22 protein-coding genes and 1 tRNA gene are annotated in these 24,708 nt (G+C 58.5%); 5 read left to right on the top strand and 18 right to left on the bottom strand.

Annotation, left to right across the window (positions count from 1 at the left end; translation table 11 throughout):
- Positions 1-7: 7 nt before the first annotated feature.
- From KI611_RS22135 to motA, 7 genes are all read right to left on the bottom strand, one after another.
- Positions 8-2,833 (bottom strand): methyl-accepting chemotaxis protein, encoded by a 2,826-nt coding sequence (locus KI611_RS22135; protein WP_319002327.1) that lies wholly within the window; start codon positions 2,831-2,833, stop codon positions 8-10.
- 30 nt (positions 2,834-2,863) lie between these two features.
- Complete coding sequence (locus tag KI611_RS04460; RefSeq protein ID WP_319002326.1) at positions 2,864-5,251, bottom strand: methyl-accepting chemotaxis protein; 2,388 nt, start codon at positions 5,249-5,251, stop codon at positions 2,864-2,866.
- A 29-nt stretch (positions 5,252-5,280) separates the two neighbouring features.
- On the bottom strand, positions 5,281-5,781 hold the full coding sequence (locus KI611_RS04450; RefSeq protein WP_226418629.1) for a chemotaxis protein CheW: 501 nt from the start codon (positions 5,779-5,781) through the stop codon (positions 5,281-5,283).
- 22 nt (positions 5,782-5,803) lie between these two features.
- Positions 5,804-8,161, bottom strand: coding sequence for a chemotaxis protein CheW (locus KI611_RS04445; RefSeq protein ID WP_226418628.1), 2,358 nt, complete (start codon positions 8,159-8,161; stop codon positions 5,804-5,806).
- A 90-nt stretch (positions 8,162-8,251) separates the two neighbouring features.
- Positions 8,252-8,617: a response regulator gene (locus KI611_RS04440; protein WP_226418627.1), complete on the bottom strand. Its 366-nt coding sequence runs from the start codon at positions 8,615-8,617 to the stop codon at positions 8,252-8,254.
- Positions 8,618-8,858: 241 nt separating this feature from the next.
- Positions 8,859-9,806 carry a flagellar motor protein MotB gene (motB, locus tag KI611_RS04435; protein WP_226418626.1) on the bottom strand — a complete coding sequence of 316 codons (948 nt, stop codon included), beginning with the start codon at positions 9,804-9,806 and terminating at the stop codon, positions 8,859-8,861.
- 28 nt (positions 9,807-9,834) lie between these two features.
- Positions 9,835-10,692, bottom strand: a complete 858-nt coding sequence (gene motA / locus KI611_RS04430) for a flagellar motor stator protein MotA (RefSeq protein ID WP_226418625.1) — start codon at positions 10,690-10,692, stop codon at positions 9,835-9,837.
- Positions 10,693-10,873: 181 nt separating this feature from the next.
- Between motA and KI611_RS04425 the strand changes: the two genes are divergently transcribed.
- Positions 10,874-11,452, top strand: a complete 579-nt coding sequence (locus KI611_RS04425) for an NUDIX hydrolase (RefSeq protein WP_226419871.1) — start codon at positions 10,874-10,876, stop codon at positions 11,450-11,452.
- Here KI611_RS04425 and KI611_RS04420 read toward each other — a convergent pair.
- The 11 genes from KI611_RS04420 to KI611_RS04370 all read right to left on the bottom strand — a co-directional run bounded on the left by KI611_RS04420 (position 11,418) and on the right by KI611_RS04370 (position 21,367).
- On the bottom strand, positions 11,418-12,098 hold the full coding sequence (locus KI611_RS04420) for a hypothetical protein (RefSeq protein ID WP_226418624.1): 681 nt from the start codon (positions 12,096-12,098) through the stop codon (positions 11,418-11,420). The genes KI611_RS04425 and KI611_RS04420 overlap by 35 nt on opposite strands.
- A 95-nt stretch (positions 12,099-12,193) precedes the next feature.
- Positions 12,194-12,334: a DUF3149 domain-containing protein gene (locus tag KI611_RS04415; RefSeq protein ID WP_226418623.1), complete on the bottom strand. Its 141-nt coding sequence runs from the start codon at positions 12,332-12,334 to the stop codon at positions 12,194-12,196.
- A 28-nt stretch (positions 12,335-12,362) separates the two neighbouring features.
- Positions 12,363-12,872, bottom strand: coding sequence for a FixH family protein (locus tag KI611_RS04410; RefSeq protein ID WP_226418622.1), 510 nt, complete (start codon positions 12,870-12,872; stop codon positions 12,363-12,365).
- A 13-nt stretch (positions 12,873-12,885) separates the two neighbouring features.
- Positions 12,886-14,304 carry a cytochrome c oxidase accessory protein CcoG gene (gene ccoG, locus KI611_RS04405; RefSeq protein ID WP_226418621.1) on the bottom strand — a complete coding sequence of 473 codons (1,419 nt, stop codon included), beginning with the start codon at positions 14,302-14,304 and terminating at the stop codon, positions 12,886-12,888.
- A 135-nt stretch (positions 14,305-14,439) separates the two neighbouring features.
- Positions 14,440-15,339, bottom strand: a complete 900-nt coding sequence (gene ccoP / locus KI611_RS04400) for a cytochrome-c oxidase, cbb3-type subunit III (protein ID WP_226418620.1) — start codon at positions 15,337-15,339, stop codon at positions 14,440-14,442.
- A 14-nt stretch (positions 15,340-15,353) separates the two neighbouring features.
- Positions 15,354-15,530, bottom strand: a complete 177-nt coding sequence (locus tag KI611_RS04395) for a cbb3-type cytochrome oxidase subunit 3 (protein WP_226418619.1) — start codon at positions 15,528-15,530, stop codon at positions 15,354-15,356.
- A 3-nt stretch (positions 15,531-15,533) separates the two neighbouring features.
- Positions 15,534-16,172, bottom strand: a complete 639-nt coding sequence (gene ccoO / locus KI611_RS04390) for a cytochrome-c oxidase, cbb3-type subunit II (protein ID WP_226418618.1) — start codon at positions 16,170-16,172, stop codon at positions 15,534-15,536.
- Between the two features lie 16 nt (positions 16,173-16,188).
- Positions 16,189-17,613, bottom strand: a complete 1,425-nt coding sequence (ccoN, locus tag KI611_RS04385; RefSeq protein WP_226418617.1) for a cytochrome-c oxidase, cbb3-type subunit I — start codon at positions 17,611-17,613, stop codon at positions 16,189-16,191.
- 291 nt (positions 17,614-17,904) lie between these two features.
- A complete protein-coding gene (gene ccoS, locus KI611_RS04380) occupies positions 17,905-18,105 on the bottom strand; it encodes a cbb3-type cytochrome oxidase assembly protein CcoS (RefSeq protein WP_226418616.1) in 201 nt (66 codons plus the stop codon).
- Positions 18,105-20,543 (bottom strand): heavy metal translocating P-type ATPase, encoded by a 2,439-nt coding sequence (locus tag KI611_RS04375; RefSeq protein ID WP_226418615.1) that lies wholly within the window; start codon positions 20,541-20,543, stop codon positions 18,105-18,107. Before KI611_RS04375 ends, ccoS begins: the two co-directional genes overlap by 1 nt.
- A gap of 56 nt (positions 20,544-20,599) precedes the next feature.
- The gene (locus KI611_RS04370; protein WP_226418614.1) at positions 20,600-21,367 is read right to left on the bottom strand and encodes a 3-hydroxyacyl-CoA dehydrogenase; all 768 of its coding nucleotides are present in this window, start codon (positions 21,365-21,367) and stop codon (positions 20,600-20,602) included.
- A 237-nt stretch (positions 21,368-21,604) separates the two neighbouring features.
- On the opposite strand from KI611_RS04370, the gene KI611_RS04365 reads away from it, so the two are divergent.
- From KI611_RS04365 to murJ, 4 genes are all read left to right on the top strand, one after another.
- Positions 21,605-21,793 (top strand): hypothetical protein, encoded by a 189-nt coding sequence (locus KI611_RS04365; RefSeq protein WP_226418613.1) that lies wholly within the window; start codon positions 21,605-21,607, stop codon positions 21,791-21,793.
- A gap of 103 nt (positions 21,794-21,896) precedes the next feature.
- Entirely contained in the window at positions 21,897-22,847 is a 951-nt protein-coding gene (locus KI611_RS04360; protein WP_226418612.1) for a diguanylate cyclase, read from the top strand.
- An 81-nt stretch (positions 22,848-22,928) separates the two neighbouring features.
- A tRNA-Thr gene (locus tag KI611_RS04355) sits at positions 22,929-23,004 on the top strand.
- 150 nt (positions 23,005-23,154) lie between these two features.
- Positions 23,155-24,705, top strand: a complete 1,551-nt coding sequence (murJ, locus tag KI611_RS04350) for a murein biosynthesis integral membrane protein MurJ (RefSeq protein WP_226418611.1) — start codon at positions 23,155-23,157, stop codon at positions 24,703-24,705.
- Positions 24,706-24,708 lie beyond the last annotated feature (3 nt).

Genomic DNA, 24,708 nt, shown 5'->3' with positions numbered 1-24,708 from the left:
TCACCACTCAGAACTCGGCCCACTCGTCGTCGAGCGATGCCGGCAAGGCCGCCGGCTTGCGGCGCGCCCTGGCCGCTTCGGGCTGGCTGTCAGCCTCAGCGGGTGCCCCGGCGAGCCGCCGGACACGGTCGCTACCGGCGTTGACCTGGAATATCGCAACCGCCACCGACAACTGGCGCGCCTGGCCTTCCAGGCTTTCGGCCGCCGCAGCGGCCTGTTCGACAAGGGCGGCATTTTGCTGGGTCACCTCGTCCATCTGGCTGACCGCCAGACTGACCTGCTCGATGCCGGAGCTCTGTTCGCGGCTGGCCTCGGAAATATCGGTGACGATCCGGGCAACCCGTTTGATGCTGGTCACCACCTCCTCCATTGTCCGCCCGGCCTGATCGACCAGACGATTGCCGGCTTCGACCCGATCGACCGAGTCCGAAATCAGTCCCTTGATTTCCTTGGCGGCCGCCGCGCTGCGCTGCGCCAGGTTACGGACCTCGGTGGCGACGACGGCGAAGCCGCGCCCCTGCTCCCCGGCCCGCGCCGCCTCGACCGCGGCATTCAAGGCCAGGATGTTGGTCTGGAAGGCAATGCCGTCGATCACCCCGATGATGTCGGCGATCTTGTGGCTGGCCTGATTGATCGAGCTCATCGTATCGACCACCTTGCTGACCACCACGCCGCCCTGCTCGGCAACCGACTGGGCGCTATCGGCCAATTCGTGGGCCTGGCGGGCATTGTCGGCATTATGGCGGACTGTGGCGGTGAGCTGTTCCATGCTCGAAGCGGTTTCCTCAAGGCTGCTCGCCTGCTCTTCGGTACGGCTCGACAAATCCAGGTTGCCGGAAGCGATTTCGCGGGCTGCCGTATTGATGGTGTCGGCCGACATCTGAATTTCGCCGACCAGCTCGCGCAGCTTGCCGACCGTGGCATTGGCATCGTCGCGCAAGCGGCCGAAGGTTCCCTGGTAGTCGGTCGTGATGACCTGGGTCAAATCGCCCCGGGCCATCCGCTCGAGCAGGCCGCCGATCTCGCCGATCGCCGAACCGCTGGTTTCGAGCAGATTGTTGATGCCCAGGCCGAGTTCCCGATAGAACCCCTCCAGCACCTCGGTATCGAGACGGGCTTCGAGATCCCCGGCAGAGGCGCGGTGAATCAGCTCGGCAACCAAACGCTGGGCGTTCAGTTCGGCAGTCCGGTCGACCCACTCGCCGACGGTACCCAGTCGCTGCCCCCGGTCGTTGGTAATCGGATTGGTCAGCACGTTGTAGATACGGCCACCGATCTGCATTTCGACGCTGCGCGGGCTTTTCAATTCGCGCAAGCTTTGCAGGGCCGCGGCCGGATTATCGAAGAAATCGCCAATGTTGCTGCCCACGAAGCGATCGGCGGAAAAGCCGGGAATGGTCTCGCGCAGACCGCCTTCGATAGTGCGCAAGGTCGATAGCAGACCTTTGTTGGCGTAGATGACTTTCCCGTCGTCATCGGCAATCCGCAAATTCGCCGCCACGCAGTCGAGCGCGATCTGTATCCGCAGGTTGTCATTGGCGATGCGCTGGCTCTCCGCGACATTGAATCCTTGCTGGATCTGCATCGACTGAAGCCCCTGCAGCACCTTGCCCATCTCGTCGTTGCGCAGCACGGTCAGGTTGCGGGTGTAGTCGCCATTCGCCAGCGACTGGAAGGTTTCGATGATCTCGTCAATCGGCCGGGTAATCGACCGGGTAAGCGCGACGGCGATCAACAACCCACCGGACAAGCCGAGCACGACGATCAGGATGACCGAAAGACGAGTGTCGGCAAAGCGCTGCGTGCTCTCGTCCATGTCCAGCCGGACATGTGCCACCTGACGCTTGAACAGCTCACTCGCCTGTTTCGCCGCTGCGGTGTAGGTCGGATTGATCGTGCTCAGAAGAATCCGGTTGGCTTCGTCAAAGCGATTCTCGGCCAGTGCCGCCATAGCCGGGCGCAGCCCTTCGGTGACATAACGCTGGCGGGCCGCGGCATAGGCGGCCTCCAGCTCGAGGTCATCGGCCGAACCGCCGGCCTGCTTGTAGGCCGCCCATTGCGCACTGACTTCGGCGATATTCGCCTCGAGTTGCTTGAGATGGAAGTCGAGCGAATGATCGTGCATGGCAGCATAGGGGCCGCTCGGATCGTGCTGCAGCGACAACAGGATCTGGGAACGGTTATCGGCCATCAGCTGGCCGATGCTCGTCAAGGCCTCGAGCGGTTGCATCCGCTGCTTGTATAGGTTGCCGACCACGTCGTTGGTTTGCCCCATGCCCCAGATACCCAGACCGGCGATCAACGCCAGCATCGACAACAAGGTACCGAAACCGGCCAGCAATTTGCTCTTCAGCGACAGGCCGGACAGCAGGCCATCGCCGCCCTTGACGACCGCGCCATGGCGAATCTGCAGGGCGCCGGACTTCTTCTCGCGGAACAGGCGGTAGGCACTTTCGGCGGCTTCGATCTGCTGGCGCGCCGGCTTGCGGCGCACCGACATGTAACCGACGGCCTGGCCATCTTCGCGGATTGGGGTGGCAGTCGCCAGCACCCAGTAATAATCGCCATTCTTGCAGCGATTCTTGACCATCCCGGTCCATGGGCGACCGTCCTGCAGATCCCGCCACATGTCTTCGAAAGCCTCGACGGGCATGTCCGGGTGGCGGACGATGTTGTGCGGCTGGCCGATCAGTTCGCCTTCCGAGAAGCCGCTGATATCGACGAAATCCTTGTTGATGTAGGTGATCCGTCCCTTCAGATCGGTTTTCGAAACGATCAGGATACGGTCATCAAGCTGGATTTCCACATCGGTAACAGGCAGGTTGGTTCGCATTGGCACTAATCCGTCAGATTGCTTTGTTTGTTAGAACTCGGTCCATTCGTCGTCATCCTGCACTGAAAGTGTCGAAATCTGGGCGGACGGGAGTTTTTTTGGGGTTCTTGCGGTCAATATCGGCGGAGAGACGGACTTGGCAGCAGCAAGCTGCGGCCGTTCACGGTGCGCCAGATGCATTTTATTTGGCTCAGGGGCTCTGTCACCAGGCAGCCGGAACACCGCCACCGAACGGCTCAGGCTGCGGGCCTGCTCCTCGAGGCTTTCCGCCGCGGCCGCCGCCTCCTCAACCAAGGCGGCATTCTGTTGCGTCACGTCGTCCATCTGATTGACTGCAAGACTGACCTGCTCGATACCTGAGGTCTGCTCGCGGCTGGCCTCCGAGATATCGACCATGATCCGGGCGACGCGCTTGATGCTGGCGACCACTTCTTCCATCGTTCGTCCGGCCTGGTCGACCAGTTTGTTGCCGGTCTGGACCTTGTCCACCGAATCGGAGATCAAGCCTTTGATTTCCTTGGCCGCTGCGGCACTGCGTTGGGCGAGATTGCGCACCTCGGTCGCCACCACGGCAAAACCGCGCCCCTGTTCGCCGGCCCGTGCCGCTTCAACGGCGGCATTCAACGCCAGGATGTTGGTCTGGAAAGCGATACCGTCGATCACCCCGATGATGTCGGCAATCTTGTTGCTCGACTGGTGGATGGCGCTCATCGTCTGGACCACCTGACCGACCACTTCGCCGCCCTTGATCGCAACCTCCTGGGCATTGCTGGCCAGTTCGTTGGCCTGCCGCGCATTGTCGGCATTCTGTTTCACCGTACTGGTGATCTGCTCCATGCTGGAGGCTGTTTCCTCCAGGCTGCTGGCCTGCTCTTCGGTCCGGCTCGACAGATCCTGATTGCCGGAAGCAATTTCCTGAGCGGCGGTATTGATGGCGTTGGTCGCATCCTTGATCGAGAAAATGATTTCCTGCAGATGGTCGACCGTCGCGTTCGCGTCGTCCTTGAGCTTGCCGAGCATTCCTTGGTAGTCGGTATCGATCCGTTGCGTCAGGTCGCCCTCGGACATCCGCGCCAACATTTCGCCGACATCGGTGAGGGCACGGCTGTTGGCGGCCAGCAGATCGTTGATCCCCTGGGATATTTGCTTGAAGAAGCCGCTCATCTTGTCGGCATCGAGGCGCCGGCTGAAGTCGCCGGCCACGGCGGCACTGATGATGCCCGCCACCTCCCGCTCGATTTCGACTTCAGCGGTACGATCCAGCCATTCGACGACGCTGCCGAGACGCTCGCCGCGGCCATTGACGATCGGGCTGGCGACCAGACTGAAATAGCGCCCACCGATCACGATTTCAGTCCGATGGATGGCCGTCAGCCGGGCCAGTACGTTGCGCTGGTGGCTCGGTTGCTGGTGGTAGAGATCGAAATTCGAGCCGAGAATGGCATCGGCACGGAAGTTGGGCAACTGCTTCCGGATGTCGTTTTCAGCCAACTGCATCATTTCCTGAGCAGCAGCATTGCAGTAGATGATCACGCCGTCGGGGTTGGCAACCATCACCTTGTTCGAGGAAACGTCGAGGGCGACTTTGATGCGCAAGGTTTCATCCGCCACTTTATGCTCGGCTTCGGTGCGCCGTTTCAGATCGTCCTGCATCTTGTCGAGCGCCAGCATCAATTGCGCCGTTTCATCCTTGCCGGCGCTGTCGATGCGGTTTTCGAGGTTGCCGGCCGCCACCGCCTCGGCCACTGCCACGGCCTCCTGCATCGGACCGGTAATCTGCCGGGTCACCCAGATGCCGGAGGGAATCATCACGATTACCGCCAGCAGGACCAGCAGCAGCATCGTCGTTTGCACCCCCGACTTGATATCGTCGATCTCGGCCACGTTCCGGACGTTGTTGTCGTGTTGCGCTTGCGCATAGTCGCCGATCGACTCATACCAGCCCTGCAACTTCGGCTGGAGGTCGGCGAAGAAGTGCTGTTCGATATCCGAACGGTTGCCGGCCTTGATCAGCCCGAACATCCGGTTGAGCGAAGCTTCGGCCAATTGGCGCTCCGGCAGGATGCGGCCAAGGATTTCCTTGTCGCGGGGCGTAACGGTCGCCTCGACAATCTGGCTTTCGGCTGCCAGATACTTGGCCAGTTCAGCCTCGGCGTTAGTCTTTTCCTGCTCCTGCTTGTCCGGCTGTTCGTAGATCAGCGCCGTCCGCACATGCCGGCCTATCAGCAGATTGCGCGTACGCATATCGACCGTCAGTTCGGTTTTCTTGATGTTGTTATTGACGATGAGTTCGACCTCATCGCCGATCGTTTTCAAGCTGAACAGGGCAATTCCGACGAGCACCAGCATCAGGACAAGCGCCCCGATCGTCGTCATGATGAGGCGGGTGCCGATCTTGTAATCGCGAATATTGAACATGTTGTCCTCCCGTTGCGCAGCGGCGCCGATTATTCGGTCGCCGAGTCGATCAGTTCCATATCGGCACTGCTCATCAGGCGCTCGATGTCGGTCACGATCATCATCCGCGAATCCTGCGAAGCCAGGCCAACAATGTATTTCGTATCGAAGCTGCCGGAAAAATCCGGGGCCGGGCGGATTTGCGGCGGGGTCAGCGAGATGACGTCGGATACGCTATCGACCACGACGCCGATCACCCGACCGGCGACGTTGAGGATGACGACCACCGTAAAGGGCGTGTATTCGATCTTGCCAAGCTTGAATTTGATCCGCAAATCGACGATCGGCACGATGATGCCGCGCAGGTTGATCACTCCCTTGATGAAAGGCGGCGCGTTGGCAATCAGCGTCGGCGGCTCGTAACCGCGAATTTCCTGGACCTTCAGGATATCGATTGCGTACTCCTCGCTGCCCAGCGTAAAAGTCAGGAACTCGCTGACCGTCAGATCCGCTTCGCCTGCTCCTGCACCACCGTGCGTCATCGCTTCCATGTATTGCTCCTCGATTCAGCCGTCAACCGGCTTTCTGCATATTCGACTTGGCCATGCCGGCAATCGCCGAGACGTCCAGAATCAGTGCGACATGGCCATCGCCCATGATGGTCGCCCCGGAAACCCCGACCACCCGGCGATAGTTTGCCTCCAGGCTCTTGATCACCACCTGGTGCTGCCCGACCAGGGCATCGACGAACAAGGCGGCCTTGGCGCCATCGGCGTCGATCACGACCATGATGCCTTGGGTAAAGTCGGTCCACGCCGATTTCAGGTTGAAAACCTCGTGCAAGACGACGACCGGCAGATATTCGCCGCGAACCTGGATGACCCGTGCCTGGTTGGACAACGTCTTGATGTCGCTGGCCTGCGGTTGCAGCGACTCGATGATGTAGGACAAGGGCAGGATGTAGGTCTGATCCCCCACCGCAACCGACATGCCATCCAGAATGGCCAGCGTCAGCGGCAGGCGCACGGTCATCCGCGTGCCGACCCCGAGCATCGACTCGATTTCGACCCGCCCACCCATTGCCTGGATATTGCGGCGCACGACATCCATCCCGACCCCGCGCCCCGAAACATCAGTGACCTGCTCGGCGGTCGAGAAACCGGCCTCGAAGATCAGGTTGAACACTTCCGCATCGGTCATCTGCTCGGATACCGGCAACCCGCGCTCGCGCGCCTTGGCCAGAATCTTGTTGCGCGGCAGACCGGCCCCGTCATCCCCGACCTCGATGACGATATTGCCGCCTTGATGGTAGGCCTTCAGGGTGATCGTCCCAACCGGGCTTTTACCGGCGGCAACCCGTAGTTCGGGCAACTCGATGCCGTGATCGAGACTGTTCCGGATCAGGTGGGTCAAGGGATCGGCAATGCGCTCGATCAGGCCCTTGTCGAGCTCGGTCGTTTCGCCGGAAGTCTTCAGTTCGACCTGCTTGCCCAGCTTGGCGGAAAGGTCGCGAACGACTCGCGGAAAGCGCGAGAAGACGAAAGAAATCGGCATCATCCGGATCGACATCACCGACTCCTGCAGATCGCGGGTGTTCCGCTCCAGCTGCGTCAGGCCGTTGATCAGGCGTTCCGGAGCCTGGTCTTCCATCCGCATCGTGGTCTGCAGCAGCATGGCCTGGGTGATGACCAGTTCGCCGACCAGATTGATCAGCTGATCGACCTTCTCGATGCTGACGCGTATCGACGAATCCCCGGCCGCAACAGCCTGGCTGGCCCGCCTCGCGGTGCGCGCCGGAGCGGGCGCCGGCTTTTCGGCTGGCACAGGGGGCGGCTGGACGCTGACTTGCACCGTCCCGGCCTTTTCCGACGGGGCGATCGGAACAAAAAAGCCGAAACCATCACCTTCCTCGGCGACCTCAACCACCGGCACTACCGCTGGCGGTGGCGTCAGTGGTGCGAAGAAGCCGTAAGCCTCCTGGTCATCTTCCACCAATGGCTCGGCAGCCAGGGCCGCCTGCGGCACGCTCGGCAAGGGTTCAAAAAAGCCGTAGCCGTCGTCATCTTCGGTCTTGTCGATGGCTGCAGCAATATCGGTAACCGAACGATCATCAACGGCCGAAAAAAATCCGTAGCCGCGATCCTCGTCCGGTACACCTGGCGAATCCTCAAAGAACCCGAAAGCCACGGCACCATTTACGGCAACCGACTTGTCTTCGGAAACCCGCCATGCACCGTTATCGGCGACGAAATCGACCTGGTCGGAGAAATCCTCCAGCGCCGCAGCGGTGATCAAACGACATTGCCAGAAGCCAACATTGTGAGCATCGACATCGGGCTGGGAAATAATTTCAAGAGCCCCGATGGTGCGAAGCTCATCAAGCAGAAGGGTGACACCGTCGCCTTTGGCAGAAAACTCGGTGGGCACGAACTGGATATCGAAAACACGCTTTACCGCCCCACCTGCCTCGGCCGAAGCCTTCGACCCGGCAGAAGGGGTCGCAACCGGCGGCTCGGGTGTTGCCGGCGCCTCGACCGGGGGTTGATCGGCCGACAGCTGCCGCAGTCGCGCCGAAACGGCTTCGACCTGCTGCGCATCGACGGTGCCCCGCCCCTGATGCGCTTCGAGCATGCTGCGCAGCAGATCTCCCGCCTCAAGAAAGGCATCCACCATATCGGCACGCAAGCCCAACTCGTGCTTGCGAATACGATCAAGCAAATTCTCCAGGATATGGGTGGCATCGGCCAGATCGCCAAAGCCGAACGTCCCGGCGCTACCCTTGATTGAATGCGCCGCCCGGAAAATGGCGTTGAGCTGCTCTGGATCGGGATTCTCGACATCCAGATCAAGCAGGAGCGCTTCCATTGCCGCCAGATGCTCCGCCGATTCCTCGAAGAACACCTGGTAGAACTGACTCATGTCGATAGCCATGCTACCCCCTCACCTCGACAGCCCACGAGCCCGCTGTCGGAAATCGAATGCGACGAACACCGGCATGATTGCCGGCTCGTCGGCCTCGGCTCAGCCGATTACCTTGCGCACGACTTCGATCAGTTTTTGCGGGTCGAAGGGCTTGACCAGCCAGCCCGTGGCACCGGCTGCACGCCCTTGCGATTTCATGGCATCGGAGGATTCCGTCGTCAGCATCAGGATAGGCGTCGATGCGTACTGCGGCAGGGCGCGCAGGCTCTTGATCAAGGTCAGGCCATCCATGCGCGGCATATTCTGATCGGTAAGGACGAGATTGATGCTCCGGGCCTTGGCTTTATCCAGACCGTCCATGCCGTCGACCGCTTCAACGACTTCATAGCCGGCACTTTTCAGGGTAAATGAAACCATCTGACGGATGGAGGCAGAATCGTCAACAGCAAGAATGGTTTTCGCCATTTTTTCCTCGTATGTAGATCAGAACAACTCGATGCCGCCGCTGGCGTAGCCGGTTTGCCTGATTTGGTTATTTTTCCCGCCCTGTGACAGGAGACTCAATTTCTGTAATACCAGTTCGACGTGCGCGGATAACTCCCAAGCACGCCACGTCCGGGATGAGCCGCTCGCTTCGAGCAGAAGCTGCTACCAGCCTCTTCCCGCAGTTCGGACCCGGCCCAAATCGGCCTGGCGGCCTGAGGTTTCAGCCGGAGGTCCCCTTGCCGGCAGCCGGCAGGTTCAGTCCGCCCGAAATATCTCCCTCGTTGGAAATTTCAGACTGTGGCCCCTCCTCCTGGAGAATGGCCATCTCGGTTCTCTGATTCAGCACCACGATGCTGATTCGGCGGTTGGCCGAACTCAGCGGATCATTTTTGTCAAACGGCACCGTCGATGCCAGCCCAACGACCCGCAAAACCTTGGTATCGCCCATCCCGCCGGCAACTAGCTCCCGACGCGACGCGTTGGCGCGATTGGCCGACAGCTCCCAATTGGTAAACCCCTGGCTGCCACCGACAAACTGCGCGGCATCGGTATGCCCGGCCAGGCTGATGCGGTTGGGAACCTCGTTCAGGGACTTGCCGATCTGCCGCAAAATATCCCGGGTATATGGTTTGAGCTCAGCCCCGCCGGAATCGAACATCGGCCGATTCTGTTCGTCGACGATCTGAATCCGCAGCCCTTCTGTCGTTATGTCGAGCAACAACTGCTTCTTGAACTGCGCCAGTTGCGGAGTCTGCTCAATCATCTTTTCAATATCCGCCTTCAGGGCTTCCAGGCGCTCCCGCTCTTTGCGCCGGAACTCGGCTTGAGCCTCCTTGGAAAAGGACGTTGTCTTCTTGCCTTCGACGTCGCCCTTCTTGACCTGACCAGCCTGCCGCGTCAAATCCTGGCCGCCGCCCTGCAAAATACTGGTTGCATCACCCAGACCGCTGCCACCCGACATGCCAACCTTCAAGGGATTCTGAAAATGCTCGGCAATGCCCTGCAAATCGCCCTTGGCCGTCGAGCCGAGAAGCCACATCAGGAGGAAGAAAGCCATCATCGCCGTTACGAAGTCGGCATAGGCAATTTTCCAGGCTCCACCATGCGCGCCACCGGCAACGACCTTTTTGCGCTTGATGACTATCGGGCGAGAGGAATCGTCGCTCATCGTATCGGCTTAGGTGTCGGTGAGAAAATCACTTGCCCTTGCGGGCCTTGAGTTCGTCCTCAAGCTCGATAAAGCTGGGGCGCACGTCGGACTCGAGGGTCTTGCGGCCAAATTCAATAGCGACCTGCGGTGCATAACCGGACATCGAGGCCAGCAAAACCATCTTGATCATTTGATAGATTTTCGCCCCCTCTTTTGCCTTTTGCTCAAGCAAGTTGCCCACCGGCTCGACAAAGCCGTAAGCAATGAGAATACCGAGAAAAGTACCGACCAACGCCCCACCGATCATCTTGCCGAGCACTGCGGGCGGGGAGCCGACCGACCCCATCACGTTGACCACACCCATCACCGCAACCACGATACCGAAGGCCGGCACCGCACCGGCCAGCTTGGCAACCGCGTGCCCTGGCGCCTCCGCTTGATGATGGTGCGTCTCCAGTTCGACATCCATCAGGTTTTCGATTTCCACGGTATTCAGGTTGCCGCCAACCATCATGCGCAGGTAGTCAGTGACGAACTCCATGACATGGTGGTCGTTTACCAGATTGGGGTATTTGCTGAAAATCGGGCTGGCTTCCGGGTTCTCGACATCGCCTTCGATGGACATCAGGCCTTCTTTGCGAACTTTGCCGAGTACTTCAAAAAGCATGGCCAAGGCGTCGACGTAAAACGCCTTGGTGAATTTCGAACTTTTGAGAACTCCTGGCAAAGCACCGACCGTGGCCTTGAGAAGCTTGATGTTGTTACCGCCGACAAAGTAGCCGGTCGTCAAACCAACAATAGCGATGTATTCGGCAGGCACCCACAGCGCGAGCAGGCTGCCATGAAGGGCGTAAGTTCCCAGCGACGAAGCCAGAATGATTACATAACCGACGATTAGAAACATGCAAAGCCCCCTGGGTGCCAGCCTATGACTGGCGCGAATACGCGTATTTTCTGGTTCCCGCTATTGTAGCCACTGGGCTCGCCGGAGTGAAGGAAGAAATATGCAGACCGGCACGGCAAGCACAGGCTGCATCGGTCGGTGCTAAACTGAAATCTGAACTTAACCGATCAAATTATCCGTGATTCGTTTCTGCAACCGCTGCGGTGCTGATGTCTCCCATGTCGTTCCTGCCGGAGACTCTCTTCCGCGACACGTATGTAATAGCTGCGGCTACATTCATTATGAAAACCCGCGCCTCGTTGTCGGTTGTGTTGCCGAATGGGACGGGCGTATCTTGCTTTGTCGGCGAGCCATTGAACCTCAACTTGGGTTCTGGACGTTGCCGGCCGGCTTCATGGAAAACGGCGAGACGACGGCCCAGGCCGCCAGCCGCGAAACGATGGAGGAGGCCGGAGCCAGCATCATTCTGGACGCGCCTTTCGCGATGGTCAGCATCGCGCACATCAATCAGGTTCACCTCTTTTATCGCGGCCGCCTGGCCACTCCCGCCTACGCTGCGGGGGTGGAAAGCCTGGAAGTGCTGCTGTTGAATGAAGAAGATATCCCTTGGCAAAATCTGGCCTTCCGCAGCGTCACGCTCTGCCTGGAACACTATCTCGCGGACCGGGCCAGCGGCACTTATGGTTTTCACGAAGCCGAACTGACACCGCTGGTTTTCTCGCCGATCAATCGTTCTGACGATACTGAACCGGCACGCTGATAACGAACTGCTTGCCGCGTAAAATGTCCGGCAACGGGGCCTGAGCAGTTGCCTTGACCATCAAATCAAGCGCCAAGCTGTCGAGCAATGGCTGGCCACTACTCCGACCAAGCGCGACAACCGGCGCCCCCACTCCCACCGCAGCGCTAACGGTGACAACAACATCGCCTTCCAGGGCCCCTTCGCGAGCCGATGCCGGATACTGTTTGTATGATCGGGCAGCCCGCGCCAGACTCAAGCGATATTGACGAACCCCGTCCTCACTTGGTGCATCGGCAAGATCTCGTATCTGGGTAGCGCTCACTACCTGACTGCGACGCATTTCGGCAGACTGCCCCGCGGCGCGCCCCAACGGAACGTCAATTGTGGTGATGGTGGAGACCAATCGGGACGAACCTGTCGTGAAATTCCCCGGTTTGGCAGCAGTCAATGGTTTGCCTTCGGACGGTTTGAAAAGACGATTCGCCGCCGTCAGGGGAGCACCCTCAACTCGCCCCTCCGGCAAACGCTCGACAAGCGTGGCGACCATAACGCGACCACCAGCCGGAGCCAATGTCGGCAACCAGCGCAGATACGCACGAAAGCCACCGAGAACAGCGAAGTGTATAAACAGCGAAAGCAACAAGGCACCAAGCAGTTTCCTCACGTTTTACACACCGGCCCCGGAAAAACGAATCCCCCGCCGGAAAAACCGAACGGGGGATCTTGTCCGCACAAAACCGCGGATCCTGACGACACGAATTACTTGCCGAGTTTCCGGCTTTCTTCGTTCATCTTGCTTGAGTACATTTTGCCCATCCAGGCGCCAATCACCAACACACCGACAATGACCCCAAGACTCATCAGGCCGATATCGCTACTAAACAACAATTCCCATGCCATATGTCACCTCCCAGTAACAGAATAAAACCTACTTACCCGCCTTAGCCGTCAGGCGCAGCGGTTCCACAGAATCAGCCTGCCACTCCCCCTGAAGCCGCCATTGCCCAGCCGGATCTTCAATCGAGACAAGCCAACGTCCAGAAATATCAGCAGTCAACTTGCCGCTGTAAAAGCCCTGCCCCTCCGAGACCATCTGCACCAACTGGTCCTGACCTGCCCGGGTCGGATGAGCCAATTTAAGAATAATCGCCTCTGGCACCTGGGCCGTTGCATCGGCGCCAAGAAGCAGACGGATATTCATCTCCGAGCGCATTACATCGGCATGCAGACCAAGGTTACCGGCCATGTGATCGCGATGCAAACGCTGGTTCACCGAAAGCCCTTGCTTGTAGTAGTCATCAGTAACCAGACCGTCATTGCTGACAATCGCCAGCCAGGCCGTAATAAAGCCTGCGACGACCACAATCGCCGGGCCGGAAATCAAAATCCACGGCCACGGTTCCTTGTACCAAGGGCGGTTATCGTTGCGTAATCTCATTGTTGTACTCATGTCAGGGCATCAAAAAAGAGGCCTTCTCATGAACCGCGATCTGCTCGTGGTTCTGGGCCTTGATATCAAAATAAATCGTGTTCGCACCTTTTTTGCCGGACTCCGGCGGGACACGCACAACGACAGTCACTTCATGATTATCGGCACTGGCGACGTCGATAATACGCTCGCCAAGGATTTCTATTCCATCCAGCCCATTGACCACCACCGAGTAACGCTGGGGCTCTTCCGTAGTGTTCATGATCTTCAAGTTGTACACGTTTTCAATCTGCCCATCATCAGCTTCTCGCGCCAACGTCGAACGATCGCGGATCACATCGACTTTAAGCGGAACACGAGTAGCCAGCGACCAGATCGCTGCCGCAGTAATCATTGTCAAAATTGCCGTGTACAGAATGATGCGCGGCCGCAGCAAATGTCCGACAACCTCCTGCGGTGTAAAGTGTTTGGCCAAGGCATTTTCGGTGGTATAGCGAATCAGCCCGCGCGGCAAACCAATTTTTTCCATTACCGGATCGCAGGCATCAATACAGGCGCCACACCCAATACATTCGTACTGCTGCCCCTTGCGAATATCAATTCCGGTCGGACAGACCACGACACACAACCCACAATCCACACAGTCGCCAAGGCCAGCTGCTTTAGCATCAACGCCCTTCTTACGAGCACCACGCGGTTCACCTCGCTCCGGATCATAGGTGATAACCAGCGTATCCGGATCAAACATCACGCCCTGGAAGCGGGCATAGGGACACATGTATTTACAGACCTGCTCGCGCAAAAAGCCGGCTTGCATATAACAGAACCCGGCATAGAAAAAGGTCCAGAAAAGCTCCCAGCCGGAAAGATTGAACGGCAGAGCCGCGAGCAGCTCACTGACCGGCGTGAAATACGCCACCAGCGTAAAGCCGGTCCATAACGAAATTAGCAGCCAGATTGCATGTTTAGCAGCCTTTAACCCCGCTTTGCGGGCAGTCATCGGGCCATTGTCCAGTTTCATTCGGGCCGAACGATCACCTTCAATCCGGTTCTCAACCCAAACAAAAATCTCGGTATACACCGTTTGAGGGCAGGCATAGCCACAAAACAGCCGTCCGGCGATGGCCGTAAAAAGAAACAACGCATAGGCCGAAATAATCAGTAGCAACGCGAGATAGAAAACATCCTGCGGCCACAGAACAAGCCCAAAAAGATAAAACTTGCGCTCAACCAGATGCAGCAATATGGCCTGACGACCGTTCCATTCGATCCAGGGAGCACCGTAAAACAGAATCTGAGTAATCCAGACGAAGGCCCATCGCCAGTTGTTCCACCATCCTTTGACCTCGCGGATATAGACCTTCTTGTGTTTCTCGTAAAAAGAAACAATGGCCTGCGTATCGGCAGAGTTGGCTGGTGTGTTGTTTTCCGCTGGTTCCATACAAGGAAGTATCCGTATCAGAATTGCGCTGAAGTCATATATTTTGCGTTTGCATCAGCGCAATTTTGATACTGATAATTATTTTTCGAGCCTTGCTCGAAAAAACGGGGCGGCAAGCCGCCCCGTCTGTACCAATTACTTGGCGCCTTGACTCAGGCTATACACGTAGGCCGTAAGCAGGTGAATCTTGGCTTCGCCGAGAAACTCCTTCCAAGACGGCATCTTGTTCTGACGCCCGTTGTTAATCGTCTCGGTAATGGTCGCCTCAGACGAGCCGTACAGCCAGACCTTGTCGGTCAGATTCGGGGCACCAACGGCATGCATACCGGTGCCTTCCGGACCGTGACAGCCAATACAACCGGCCGAGGTAAAAGCTTCCTTACCCTTGGCAGCACGCACGGAATCGTTCGGCAGGCCAGACAGCGAACGGACGAAATTAGCCAAATCCTTGACCGTATCCGCACCGAGTTGAGCGTGGGGAGGCATAACACCCATCCGACCATTATTCAAGGTTTCCTTGATCTGCTCCGGCTCGCCACCATACAACCAGTCGTTATCGGACAGATTCGGGAAGCCCTTGGCACCACGAGCATCGGCGCCGTGACACTGCATGCAGTAGGTCAGGAACAAACGTTTGCCCATCTCATTGGCCTGCTTGTCGCTAGCCACAGCCTTGACATCCATGGCCAGATACTTGTCAAACAAAGGTTTGACAGTAGCATCCATCTTGGCAACTTCAGTTGTGTGCTGACCGACCGAGGTCCATCCCAGCATACCCTTGAAGTTACCCAGCCCCGGATAAAGCGCCAAATACACAAACGCGAAAATCACGGTGATGGTAAACAACCAACTCCACCATTTCGGCATCGGGTTGTTGTATTCCTCGAGAGTTTCATCCCAGACATGACCCATGGTCTTGCCCGGCGTGAAAGTCGCTTTGCCCTGCACTATTAGAAGTACCGCGCAGGCCAGAATACTGCCCGTCACGATCACAATCACGTACAGGTTCCAAAAATCGCTAACGAAATCGCTCATTTGCTTTCCTTTTTTCAGCGAGGATGAGATGCGCGAGTCACCGCATCCTGATCATCGTGCTCCGCGAAAGGCAAGTTGGCAGCTTCTTCAAACCCCTTTTTGCTGCCCTTGCCATAAGCCCACCCCACAATCGCCAGGAAACAAAGCAACCCGGCAACCGTAATGATGGAACGCAGATCGTTGATGTCCATGGCTTATTGCTTCATCGTGCTCAGTGCCGTACCCATGCCCTGCAGGTAGGCGATCAGAACATCCAGCTCGGTCTTGTCACCGATTGCCGCCTTGGCACCCTTGATCTCTTCGTCAGAGTAAGTCGGGATACCACGGACATTGGCATAGCCACGCATGACGCTCATCTTTTTCTCGATGTCGGCGCCAACACTCTCCTTCGCCTTGGTATTTGCCAGGAAGGCGAAGGCAGGCATGTTGGATTCCGGCACCACATCACGCGGATTCATCAGGTGGGCACGTTGCCATTCGTCAGAATAGCGACCACCAACGCGATGCAGATCAGGACCGGTACGCTTGGAACCCCATTGGAACGGGTGATCATAGACGTACTCGCCAGCGACAGAATAATGGCCATAACGCTCGGTTTCAGCGCGGAACGGACGAATCATCTGTGAGTGACAGAGGAAGCAACCCTCGCGGATATAAACATCGCGCCCAGCCAGACGAACTGCATCGTAAGGCTTGGTACCCTCAACCGGGGTCGTAGTCGACTTTTGGAAAAAGAGCGGAACGATTTCCAGCAGACCACCGACACTGACCACCAGCAGGGTCAGAACGATGAGCAGGCCAACGCTCTTCTCAATTTGCTCGTGCTTGAACATTATTTTCTCTCCCTAATCAAGCGTGATGGCCAGCCGGAGCGATCACCGGCATATCTTGAGTCTTGCCGCCCGCCATGGTCTTGAACATGTTGTAAGCCATGATCAACATACCGACCAGGAACAGGACACCACCCAGCCAACGGATCGCCCAGAACGGATAGGAGCCTTTGACCCCTTCGACAAAGCTATAGGCCAGCGTACCGTCGGCATTGACAGCGCGCCACATCAGACCCTGCATCACACCGGCAATCCACATCGAGGCAATGTAAAGCACAGTCCCGATGGTAGCGATCCAGAAATGGGTCGTAACCAGCTTGGTACTGAACATCTCGCTCTTGCCGAACAGTTTCGGCAGCAGATAGTAGATGGAACCGATCGAAACCATGGCGACCCAGCCAAGAGCACCTGAGTGCACGTGACCGACAGTCCAGTCCGTGTAGTGCGACAGGGCATTCACCGTCTTGATGGACATCATCGGGCCTTCAAACGTGGACATACCGTAGAAGGACAGCGAGGTGATCAGGAACTTCAGGATGGGATCGTCGCGCAGCTTATGCCAGGCACCGGACAAGGTCATGATGCCGTTGATCATGCCACCCCAGGACGGCGCCAACAGGATCAGGGAGAAGACCATACCAACAGACTGCGTCCAGTCAGGCAACGCGGTGTAATGCAGATGGTGCGGGCCCGCCCACATGTAGGTGAAGATCAGCGCCCAGAAGTGAACCACGGACAGACGGTAGGAATACACCGGACGGCCAGCCTGCTTCGGCACAAAGTAGTACATCATGCCCAGGAAGCCGGCGGTCAGGAAAAAGCCCACGGCGTTGTGACCATACCACCACTGAATCATCGCATCCTGAACACCGGAGTATGCAGAATATGACTTGGTCAGCGTAATCGGCACAGCAGCACTATTCACCAAGTGAAGCAGCGCAACCGCAATGATGAAAGCACCGAAGAACCAGTTGGCCACATAAATATGGGAAACCGTGCGCTTGGCGATGGTACCGAAGAAAACCAGTGCGTAAGAAACCCAGACCAGCGTGATCAGGATATCAATCGGCCATTCCAGCTCGGCGTATTCCTTACCGCTGGTGATACCAAGCGGCAACGTAATAGCAGCCAACAGAATGACGATTTGCCAGCCCCAGAAAGTAAAAGGAACCAGCGGACCACCCCAAAGGCGGGCGTGGCTGGTGCGCTGAACACACCAGTAAGACGTTGCAAACAACGCGCAGCCACCAAACGCAAAAATAACCGCGTTCGTGTGAAGCGGACGCAGACGGCCAAAATGCAGGAAGCCAAGATTCAGCTCCGGCCAGACCAACTGGGCTGCGATGATGACACCGACAAGCATACCGACGATGCCCCAGATGACAGTCATGACGGCAAATTGCCGTACGACCTTATCGTTGTATGTGGTTTTCGTTCCAGACATGAACCCACCTCTCGTTAATGAAAAGACTAAATGACCACCCCCCTAAACCCAAGGCGGCACATGAACGCGGATATTATTCTAGATTAGCGGGGGCGTTTTGACCTAGATCAACCTACCGATTATCTAGGCCACTAGTCCAAAGGGTTTAGAACTCTGGTCCATTTGGCTGAGCGTAGACAAAAAAAGGGTGCGTCGCAACGCACCCCAACCCCAACAGAGAAATACCGTGAAGCTCGCGCTTCACACAGATTGAATAGTGCCAACGGTATCGCCTGCGACAGTTGACGCAGGTCAAACTTTATCCAGTTTGTCGCTCTCGGCAGTTTCCTCGACTTCGGTTTGCTGCTTTGGCATATCGTCATCCATCAGGACGCGAAAACCGGGACCTTCCAGATCGTCGAACTGGCCGCTGCGCACCGACCACCAGAAAGCCACAGCGATGCCGAAAACGAGGATCACCGAAACCGGAATCAACAGGTAGACGCTTTCCATCAATCCTTCTCCACACGCTGAATGCGCAATGAGTTGAGCACGACCAGCAAGGAGCTCGCCGACATACCAATGCCCGCCAGCCACGGGGTAACGTAACCGGCAATCGCCAGCGGGAGCGCAACAAAATTGTAGGCAAACGACCACCAGAGGTTCTGACGAATCACCTGCAACGTCTTTCCGGCCCGCCGCAAGCCGTGGCGTAAATGATCGAGATTTTCGGAAAGCAGCACGAAGTCGGACTGAGTCCGCGCCAGTTGCGCCCCGCCGCCCATCGCCACCGAGACTTGCGCCTGCGCCAGCACCGGAGCGTCGTTGACCCCGTCGCCGACCATCGCCACCAGCGCACCTGCCGCCTGTAGTGCCTTGACACAGTCATGCTTGCCCTGTGGCGTCACACCGGCCCGGACATCCTCGATGCCCAACGCAGCGGCCACCCGCTTCGCTACTGCCGGTGCATCACCGGTCAACAAGACAACCTGCTTGCCCGCCGCCCTCAACTCACGCACCAACGCCGCCGACTCCGGACGAACTTCGTCACCAATCCGGAAAGTCGCCAGACAACCACCAGCATCTCCCAGGACCACCACGGTATCACCGCTTTCCAGCCAGGCGGCGGCCGCATCCGGCAACTCAGCATGGCTCAGGGCCAGCACATAGGCGGGGCGGCCGATGCGGCAACGACGCCCCTCGACAACAGCTTCGATCCCCAACCCCGGCTCGCTCACCACATCCACCGCCACGGGAAGACTAGCGCCAGCCGCGTAGCGCAAAGCCGTGGCCACCGGATGCTCGGAACTTTGCTCAAGGGCGGCAGAAATAGCCAGACACTGATCCTTGCCAAGCGAACCAAACACCCCGACATCAACCAGATGCATGCGCCCAGTAGTCAGGGTACCGGTCTTGTCAAAAACAAAATGAGTCGCCCGGGCAAGCGTCTCAATGGCGTGCCCACGCGTCACCAGCAGGCCATCCTTGGCCAGCGCCCCGGCCGCGACGGTCAGGGCAATCGGCGTGGCCAGGGAAAGCGCACAGGGACAGGTTACGACCAATACCGAAACGGTAATCCACAGCGCTTTCGAAGGATCGACGAAATACCAGCCAACCGCTACCACGACGGCAACGGCCAGCAGCGCCGCGACAAAATAGCTGGCGATGCGGTCAGCCATTTCGACGATACGCGGCTTTTCGGTTGCGGCCCGTTCCATCAGATTGATGATTGCCGACAAACGCGTTCCTTCGCCGACCTGCTCGACCTGGATCACCAGCGGGCTCTCGGCGTTGATCGAGCCACCCGTCACGAGATCGCCCGGAGACTTGGCGACCGGCCGGCTCTCGCCGGTGAGTAGCGACTCGTTGGCACAACTGACGCCTTCGACGACCCGACCATCAGCCGGCACGATGTCGCCGGCGCGAACCAGGACATAGTCACCGGGGCGCAAATCGGCCACGACGCGCTGCTCGGTGCTCCGGTCGCCGGGGAAATCCGGCATTTTTTGCGCAAAGGCCGGGAGCAGCTTGGCCAGCGCCTCGGTCACGCTCAAGGCTTTTTGCCGCGCCGTCATCTCAAGATAGCGCCCACCGAGCAGGAAGAAAACAAACATTGCGACCGAGTCGAAATAGACCTCGCCCGACTGCATCAGCGTAGCCCAGCAACTCGCCGCAAAAGCCGCGCCAACGCCAAGGGCCACCGGCACATCCATGCCGACCCGGCGCAGCTTGAGGTCACGCCAGGCATTCCGGAAAAACGGTGCGGAGGAATAAAAAATCACCGGCAACGTCAACAGCAGGCTGGCCCAACGCATCAGGCTTTCAATATCGGCCGTCATGTCACCGTCGGCGATATACACCGGAAAGGCGTACATCATCACCTGCATCATGCCGAATCCGGCAACCCAAAGGCGCCACAAGGCTTCGCGCCGCTCCTTGCGGGATATTTCCTCGTTCTTGGCGGCGTCGTAGGGATAGGCACGGTAGCCGATAGCGGCAATGGCGCCGAGAATATCGGAGAGCTTGACCCGGGACTCATCCCAGCGCACCCGCGCCCGGCGCGTCGCGTAGTTGATATCGATCGCCGTCACGCCAGGCAGCTTGCCAACGTGCTGCTCATTGAGCCAGATGCAGGCTGAACAGGTGATACCTTCCAGCAACAATGAAGCCTCGCGTTCATTCTCGCCGAGGTCTTTGACAAAGCTTTTCTGAAAATCAACGTGGTCGTAAAGCGCCAGTTGTTCGAGGATGGCCGGCATCGCTTCGCGCGGCGACTCGGGCAGCGCATCACGGCTGCGGTAGTAGTCCTGCAGCCCGTTATCGACAATCGACTGGGCCACCGCCTGACAACCGAAGCAGCACATGGCGCGGGTATCGTTGCCGATTTTCACCGACAGATCGACATCGTCCGGAATCGGTTGGCCGCAGTGATAACAGGAGGATTCAGACATGCAATAAAAAAGGCACCGAAGTGCCTTTTTGGTCAATGGCGGAGCCGAAGTATAGTTTATTTGACTCCCATGCGGATGGCGCCATCGAGACGGATCACCTCGCCATTGAGGTAGGAATTCTCGGCAATGTGCTTGACCAAAGCAGCATATTCGGCCGGCTTGCCCATGCGGGTCGGGAACGGCACCATCTTGTTCAGGGAATCCTGAACCTCCGGCGGCATGCCGAGCAGCATCGGGGTTTCCATGATGCCTGGCGCGATGGTCATGCAGCGGATACCACTACGGGCGAGCTCACGGGCCACCGGCAGGGTCAAGGCGACGATACCGCCCTTGGAGGCGGCATAGGCGGCCTGCCCCAACTGGCCCTCGTAGGCAGCCACGGAGGCGGTATTGATGATCACCCCGCGCTCGCCGCCGGCATCCGGCTCGCCTTTCAGCATTGCCTCGGCAGCCAGGCGAATCATGTTGAAAGTGCCGACCAGATTGATATTGATCACCTTGGCGAAACTCTCCAGCCGGTGCGGACCTTCCTTGCCGACGACCTTTTCAGCCGGCGCGACGCCGGCGCAATTGACCAGCCCCTGTAAGCCGCCAAATTTGGCAATGGCCGTCTGCACGGCGTTCACCGCAGAACTCTCGCTGGCCACATCGGTTTCGACGAAACAGGCGCCGGCCCCGAGTTCGGCCGCCAGCTTTTCACCGGCATCACGATTCAGGTCAGCCAGAACAACCTTCGCCCCCGCCTCGGCCAATGCCCGGGCCGTCGCTGCACCCAGACCGGAGCCGGCGCCGGTAACCAGAAATACCTTGTCTTTTAATTGCATATCTACTCTCTCCTTGAAAAGCTCAGTCAGCCGAAACCGGCGCCCATTCCAGACGGTACCGTATGGAGCAAAAAACATCATCTTACTCGCTGACCGTGAGAAGAAAAAAGCCTCATCGCGCAATCTGAGCCACAAACACCAGTGCCGCATGACGAATATTTTGGCTTTTGGTACGCGCGACAACTAGAGTGAACTAACTACTTGATGTTGCTTGTCACAAACCAACGGGAGGCTGTCATGACAACCTTTGATTCCCCTATCTCACGTTGCGAAGCGGTACGTGAAATGGTTCTCACCGATGAAACACAGGCTGAATGCGCGCGCGAGCATGAATGCCCGCCAGATCGGATCTGCCCGCTGAGCGGTTATTTCGTTGAAGCCGACAGCACACCTGAAGAGATGACCGAAAGCCTCCGACTCCACTGACTCGCTGGCCTCACCAGCCAATCGACCAAGCTAAGCCGGACGGGTGCTATGATGAGTGGGAAATCCATTCATCGCAGCGCACTCCCGGACAACGATTCAGGTGATGTTCGATAGAAGCAAGAGCACGGTACTCGTCGTCGATGCCTCGGCAGCCAATCGCGCCCTGATTTGCGAGTGCCTGTCCCAACTCCCGGAAATCGAACCACTGGCCGTCAGCGATGGCGCACAGGCTTTGACAGCCTTCCGCGAATGTTCACCCAGCCTCGTCCTGCTCGATATCGCCCTGCAGGACACCGATTGCATTTCGCTGGCCCGGGAAATGCGCATCTGGGAACACCTGATCACCCCGGATGGACTGACCAACTGGACCCCCATCGTCTTTCTCTCCAGCATCATGGATGAAGAAGTGCTGGCCCGCGGCATTTTGGCGGGCGGCGACGATTTTCTCTACAAGCCGATTTCGGAAGTCGTTTTACTGGCCAAAGTGCGCGCCATGCTGCGCATTGTCGCCATGCAGCGCGAAATCCACGCAGCCCATCGGCAACTGAAGGAAACTGCGCTACTCGATGGACTGACCAACATTCCCAACCGCCGCCACTTCGACGAAACGCTGGTCACCGAATGGAAACGCTGCGCCCGGACCGAAAGTCCGCTCAGCATCATTATTGGCGATGTCGATTTTTTCAAGCAATTCAACGATCTTTACGGCCATCAAGCCGGGGATGCCTGCCTCAGGGCGGTCGCCAGTTCGCTGAACGAGTCGCTGTTCCGGGTCGAAGACATGGTCGCGCGCTACGGTGGCGAGGAGTTTGCCGCAATATTGCCAGGCACCGACACCGGTGGCGCCCAAGCCGTTGCCGAACGCATGCGCCGCTCGGCCCGGGAACTCTGCATCCCCCACGACTCGGGCGTCGGCGGCCTGGTATCGTGCAGTTTCGGCGTCGCCAGTACCCAGCCCAATAGCGGCAGCATGCCGCTGCAACTTCTCCAGGCCGCGGATATCAGGCTTTACGCCGCCAAGCGGGCCGGGCGCAATCAGGTAAGTGCGCGCTGAATAAAGACTGACAAACGCGCAGCCCCGGCCTCTGCTGCTTGCCCGAACGCCAGTCGTATTGTATTATCCGCGCCCTTGGAAGCCGCTTTAGCTCAGTTGGTAGAGCAGTTCATTCGTAATGAAAAGGTCGCCAGTTCGATTCCGGCAAGCGGCACCATCTGAATAGCCCACCCTCAGCGGTGGGCTTTTTCTTTTCCGACGCCCGTTGCCGTCAAAACCTTACCCACTCGCCCGGCCGTCCGATTGATGCGGCACAGCGTAGAATCACGGCTCTTTCGCCCTCCCGTGCAAGCCACATTTCCCACCGATGAATCTGCTCCGCGCGCTGGCCACGGTCAGCGGTATGACACTCCTCTCCCGCATACTCGGTTTCGTCCGGGACTTCGTGATTGCCCGGGCATTTGGTGCCGGCCTGGCGACCGATGCATTTTTCGTCGCCTTCAAGCTGCCCAACCTGCTCCGCCGGATGTTTGCCGAGGGCGCTTTCTCGCAGGCTTTCGTGCCGATACTCGGCGAATACAAAAACAAGCGCGGCGATGACGAAACCCACGGACTGATCGACCATGTCGCCAGCCTGCTGGCCATGGCCCTGTTCCTCGTCACAGCCATCGGCATTGCCACGGCACCCGTGCTGGTCTGGATTTCCGCCCCCGGTTTCGCCGCCGACGCCGGCAAGTTCGAACTGACCGTAACACTCACCCGGATCACCTTTCCGTACATCCTGTTCATGTCCCTGGTCGCGCTCTCCGGCGGCATTCTCAATACCTGGAGCCGCTTCGCGCTGCCGGCCTTCACCCCGGTGCTGCTGAACATTGCCTTCATCGGCATGGCATTGTTCGCGGCCCCCTATTTCGACCCGCCAGTCCTCGTGCTGGCCTGGGCAGTTTTTCTCGGCGGCCTGCTGCAACTGGCCATCCAGATCCCGGCGCTCAAGAAAATTGCCATGCTGCCGCGGCCTTCGCTGAACTGGCGCGCGGCCTGGGCCGACCCCGGAGTGCGCCGGATTCTGACCCTGATGGGACCGGCCCTGATCGGCGTTTCGGTGTCGCAGATCAGCCTGTTGATCAACACCATTTTTGCGTCTTTTCTCAAGACCGGCAGCGTTTCCTGGCTCTACTACGCCGACCGCCTGATGGAATTCCCGTCCGGCCTGTTGGGAGCTGCTCTTGGCACCATCCTGCTGCCTTCGCTGTCGCGCTATCACGCCAGCGAGAATCACGGCGAATACTCAAAGCTGCTCGACTGGGGCCTGCGCCTGACCTTGCTGCTGGCCGCCCCGGCCGCGGTCGCCCTGGCCATACTGGCCGTGCCCTTGATCGCCACCCTGTTCTTCCACGGCGCCTTTTCGGTGGATGACGTGTTCCGCACCCGCGAGGCGCTGGTCGCCTACGCGGTCGGACTGACCGGACTGATACTGGTCAAGGTCCTGGCCCCGGGATTTTATGCCCGCCAGAACGTCAGGACCCCGGTTCGCATTGCCTTGATTTCCCTCTTCGCCACCCAGGTCATGAACCTGCTTTTCATCGGCTGGATCGGTCATGCCGGTCTCGCCCTTTCGATCGGCCTGGCCGCCTGCCTGAATGCCGGCTTGCTCTATCGCGGCCTGCGCCGGCACAACATCTACACGCCGCAACCCGGCTGGCTCGGCTTCGTCCTCAAGCTGATCGGCGCGATGACCGTCATGGCCCTTGCCCTGTGGTTCGCCATGGGCCAGGAAAGCGGGTGGTTGCAGGGTGGCACGCTTGATCGGATCATCCATCTTTCATGGCTGGTAGTGCTTGGCATGGCGGCCTATTTCGCTACACTGTGGATTCTCGGCTTCCGCCTGCGCGACTTCAAACGCCGGGCGGCGACATAACAG

Source organism: Dechloromonas denitrificans (genome assembly GCF_020510685.1).
Lineage (GTDB): Bacteria > Pseudomonadota > Gammaproteobacteria > Burkholderiales > Rhodocyclaceae > Azonexus > Azonexus denitrificans_A.
This window is presented reverse-complemented; position numbering and strand designations above follow the sequence as displayed.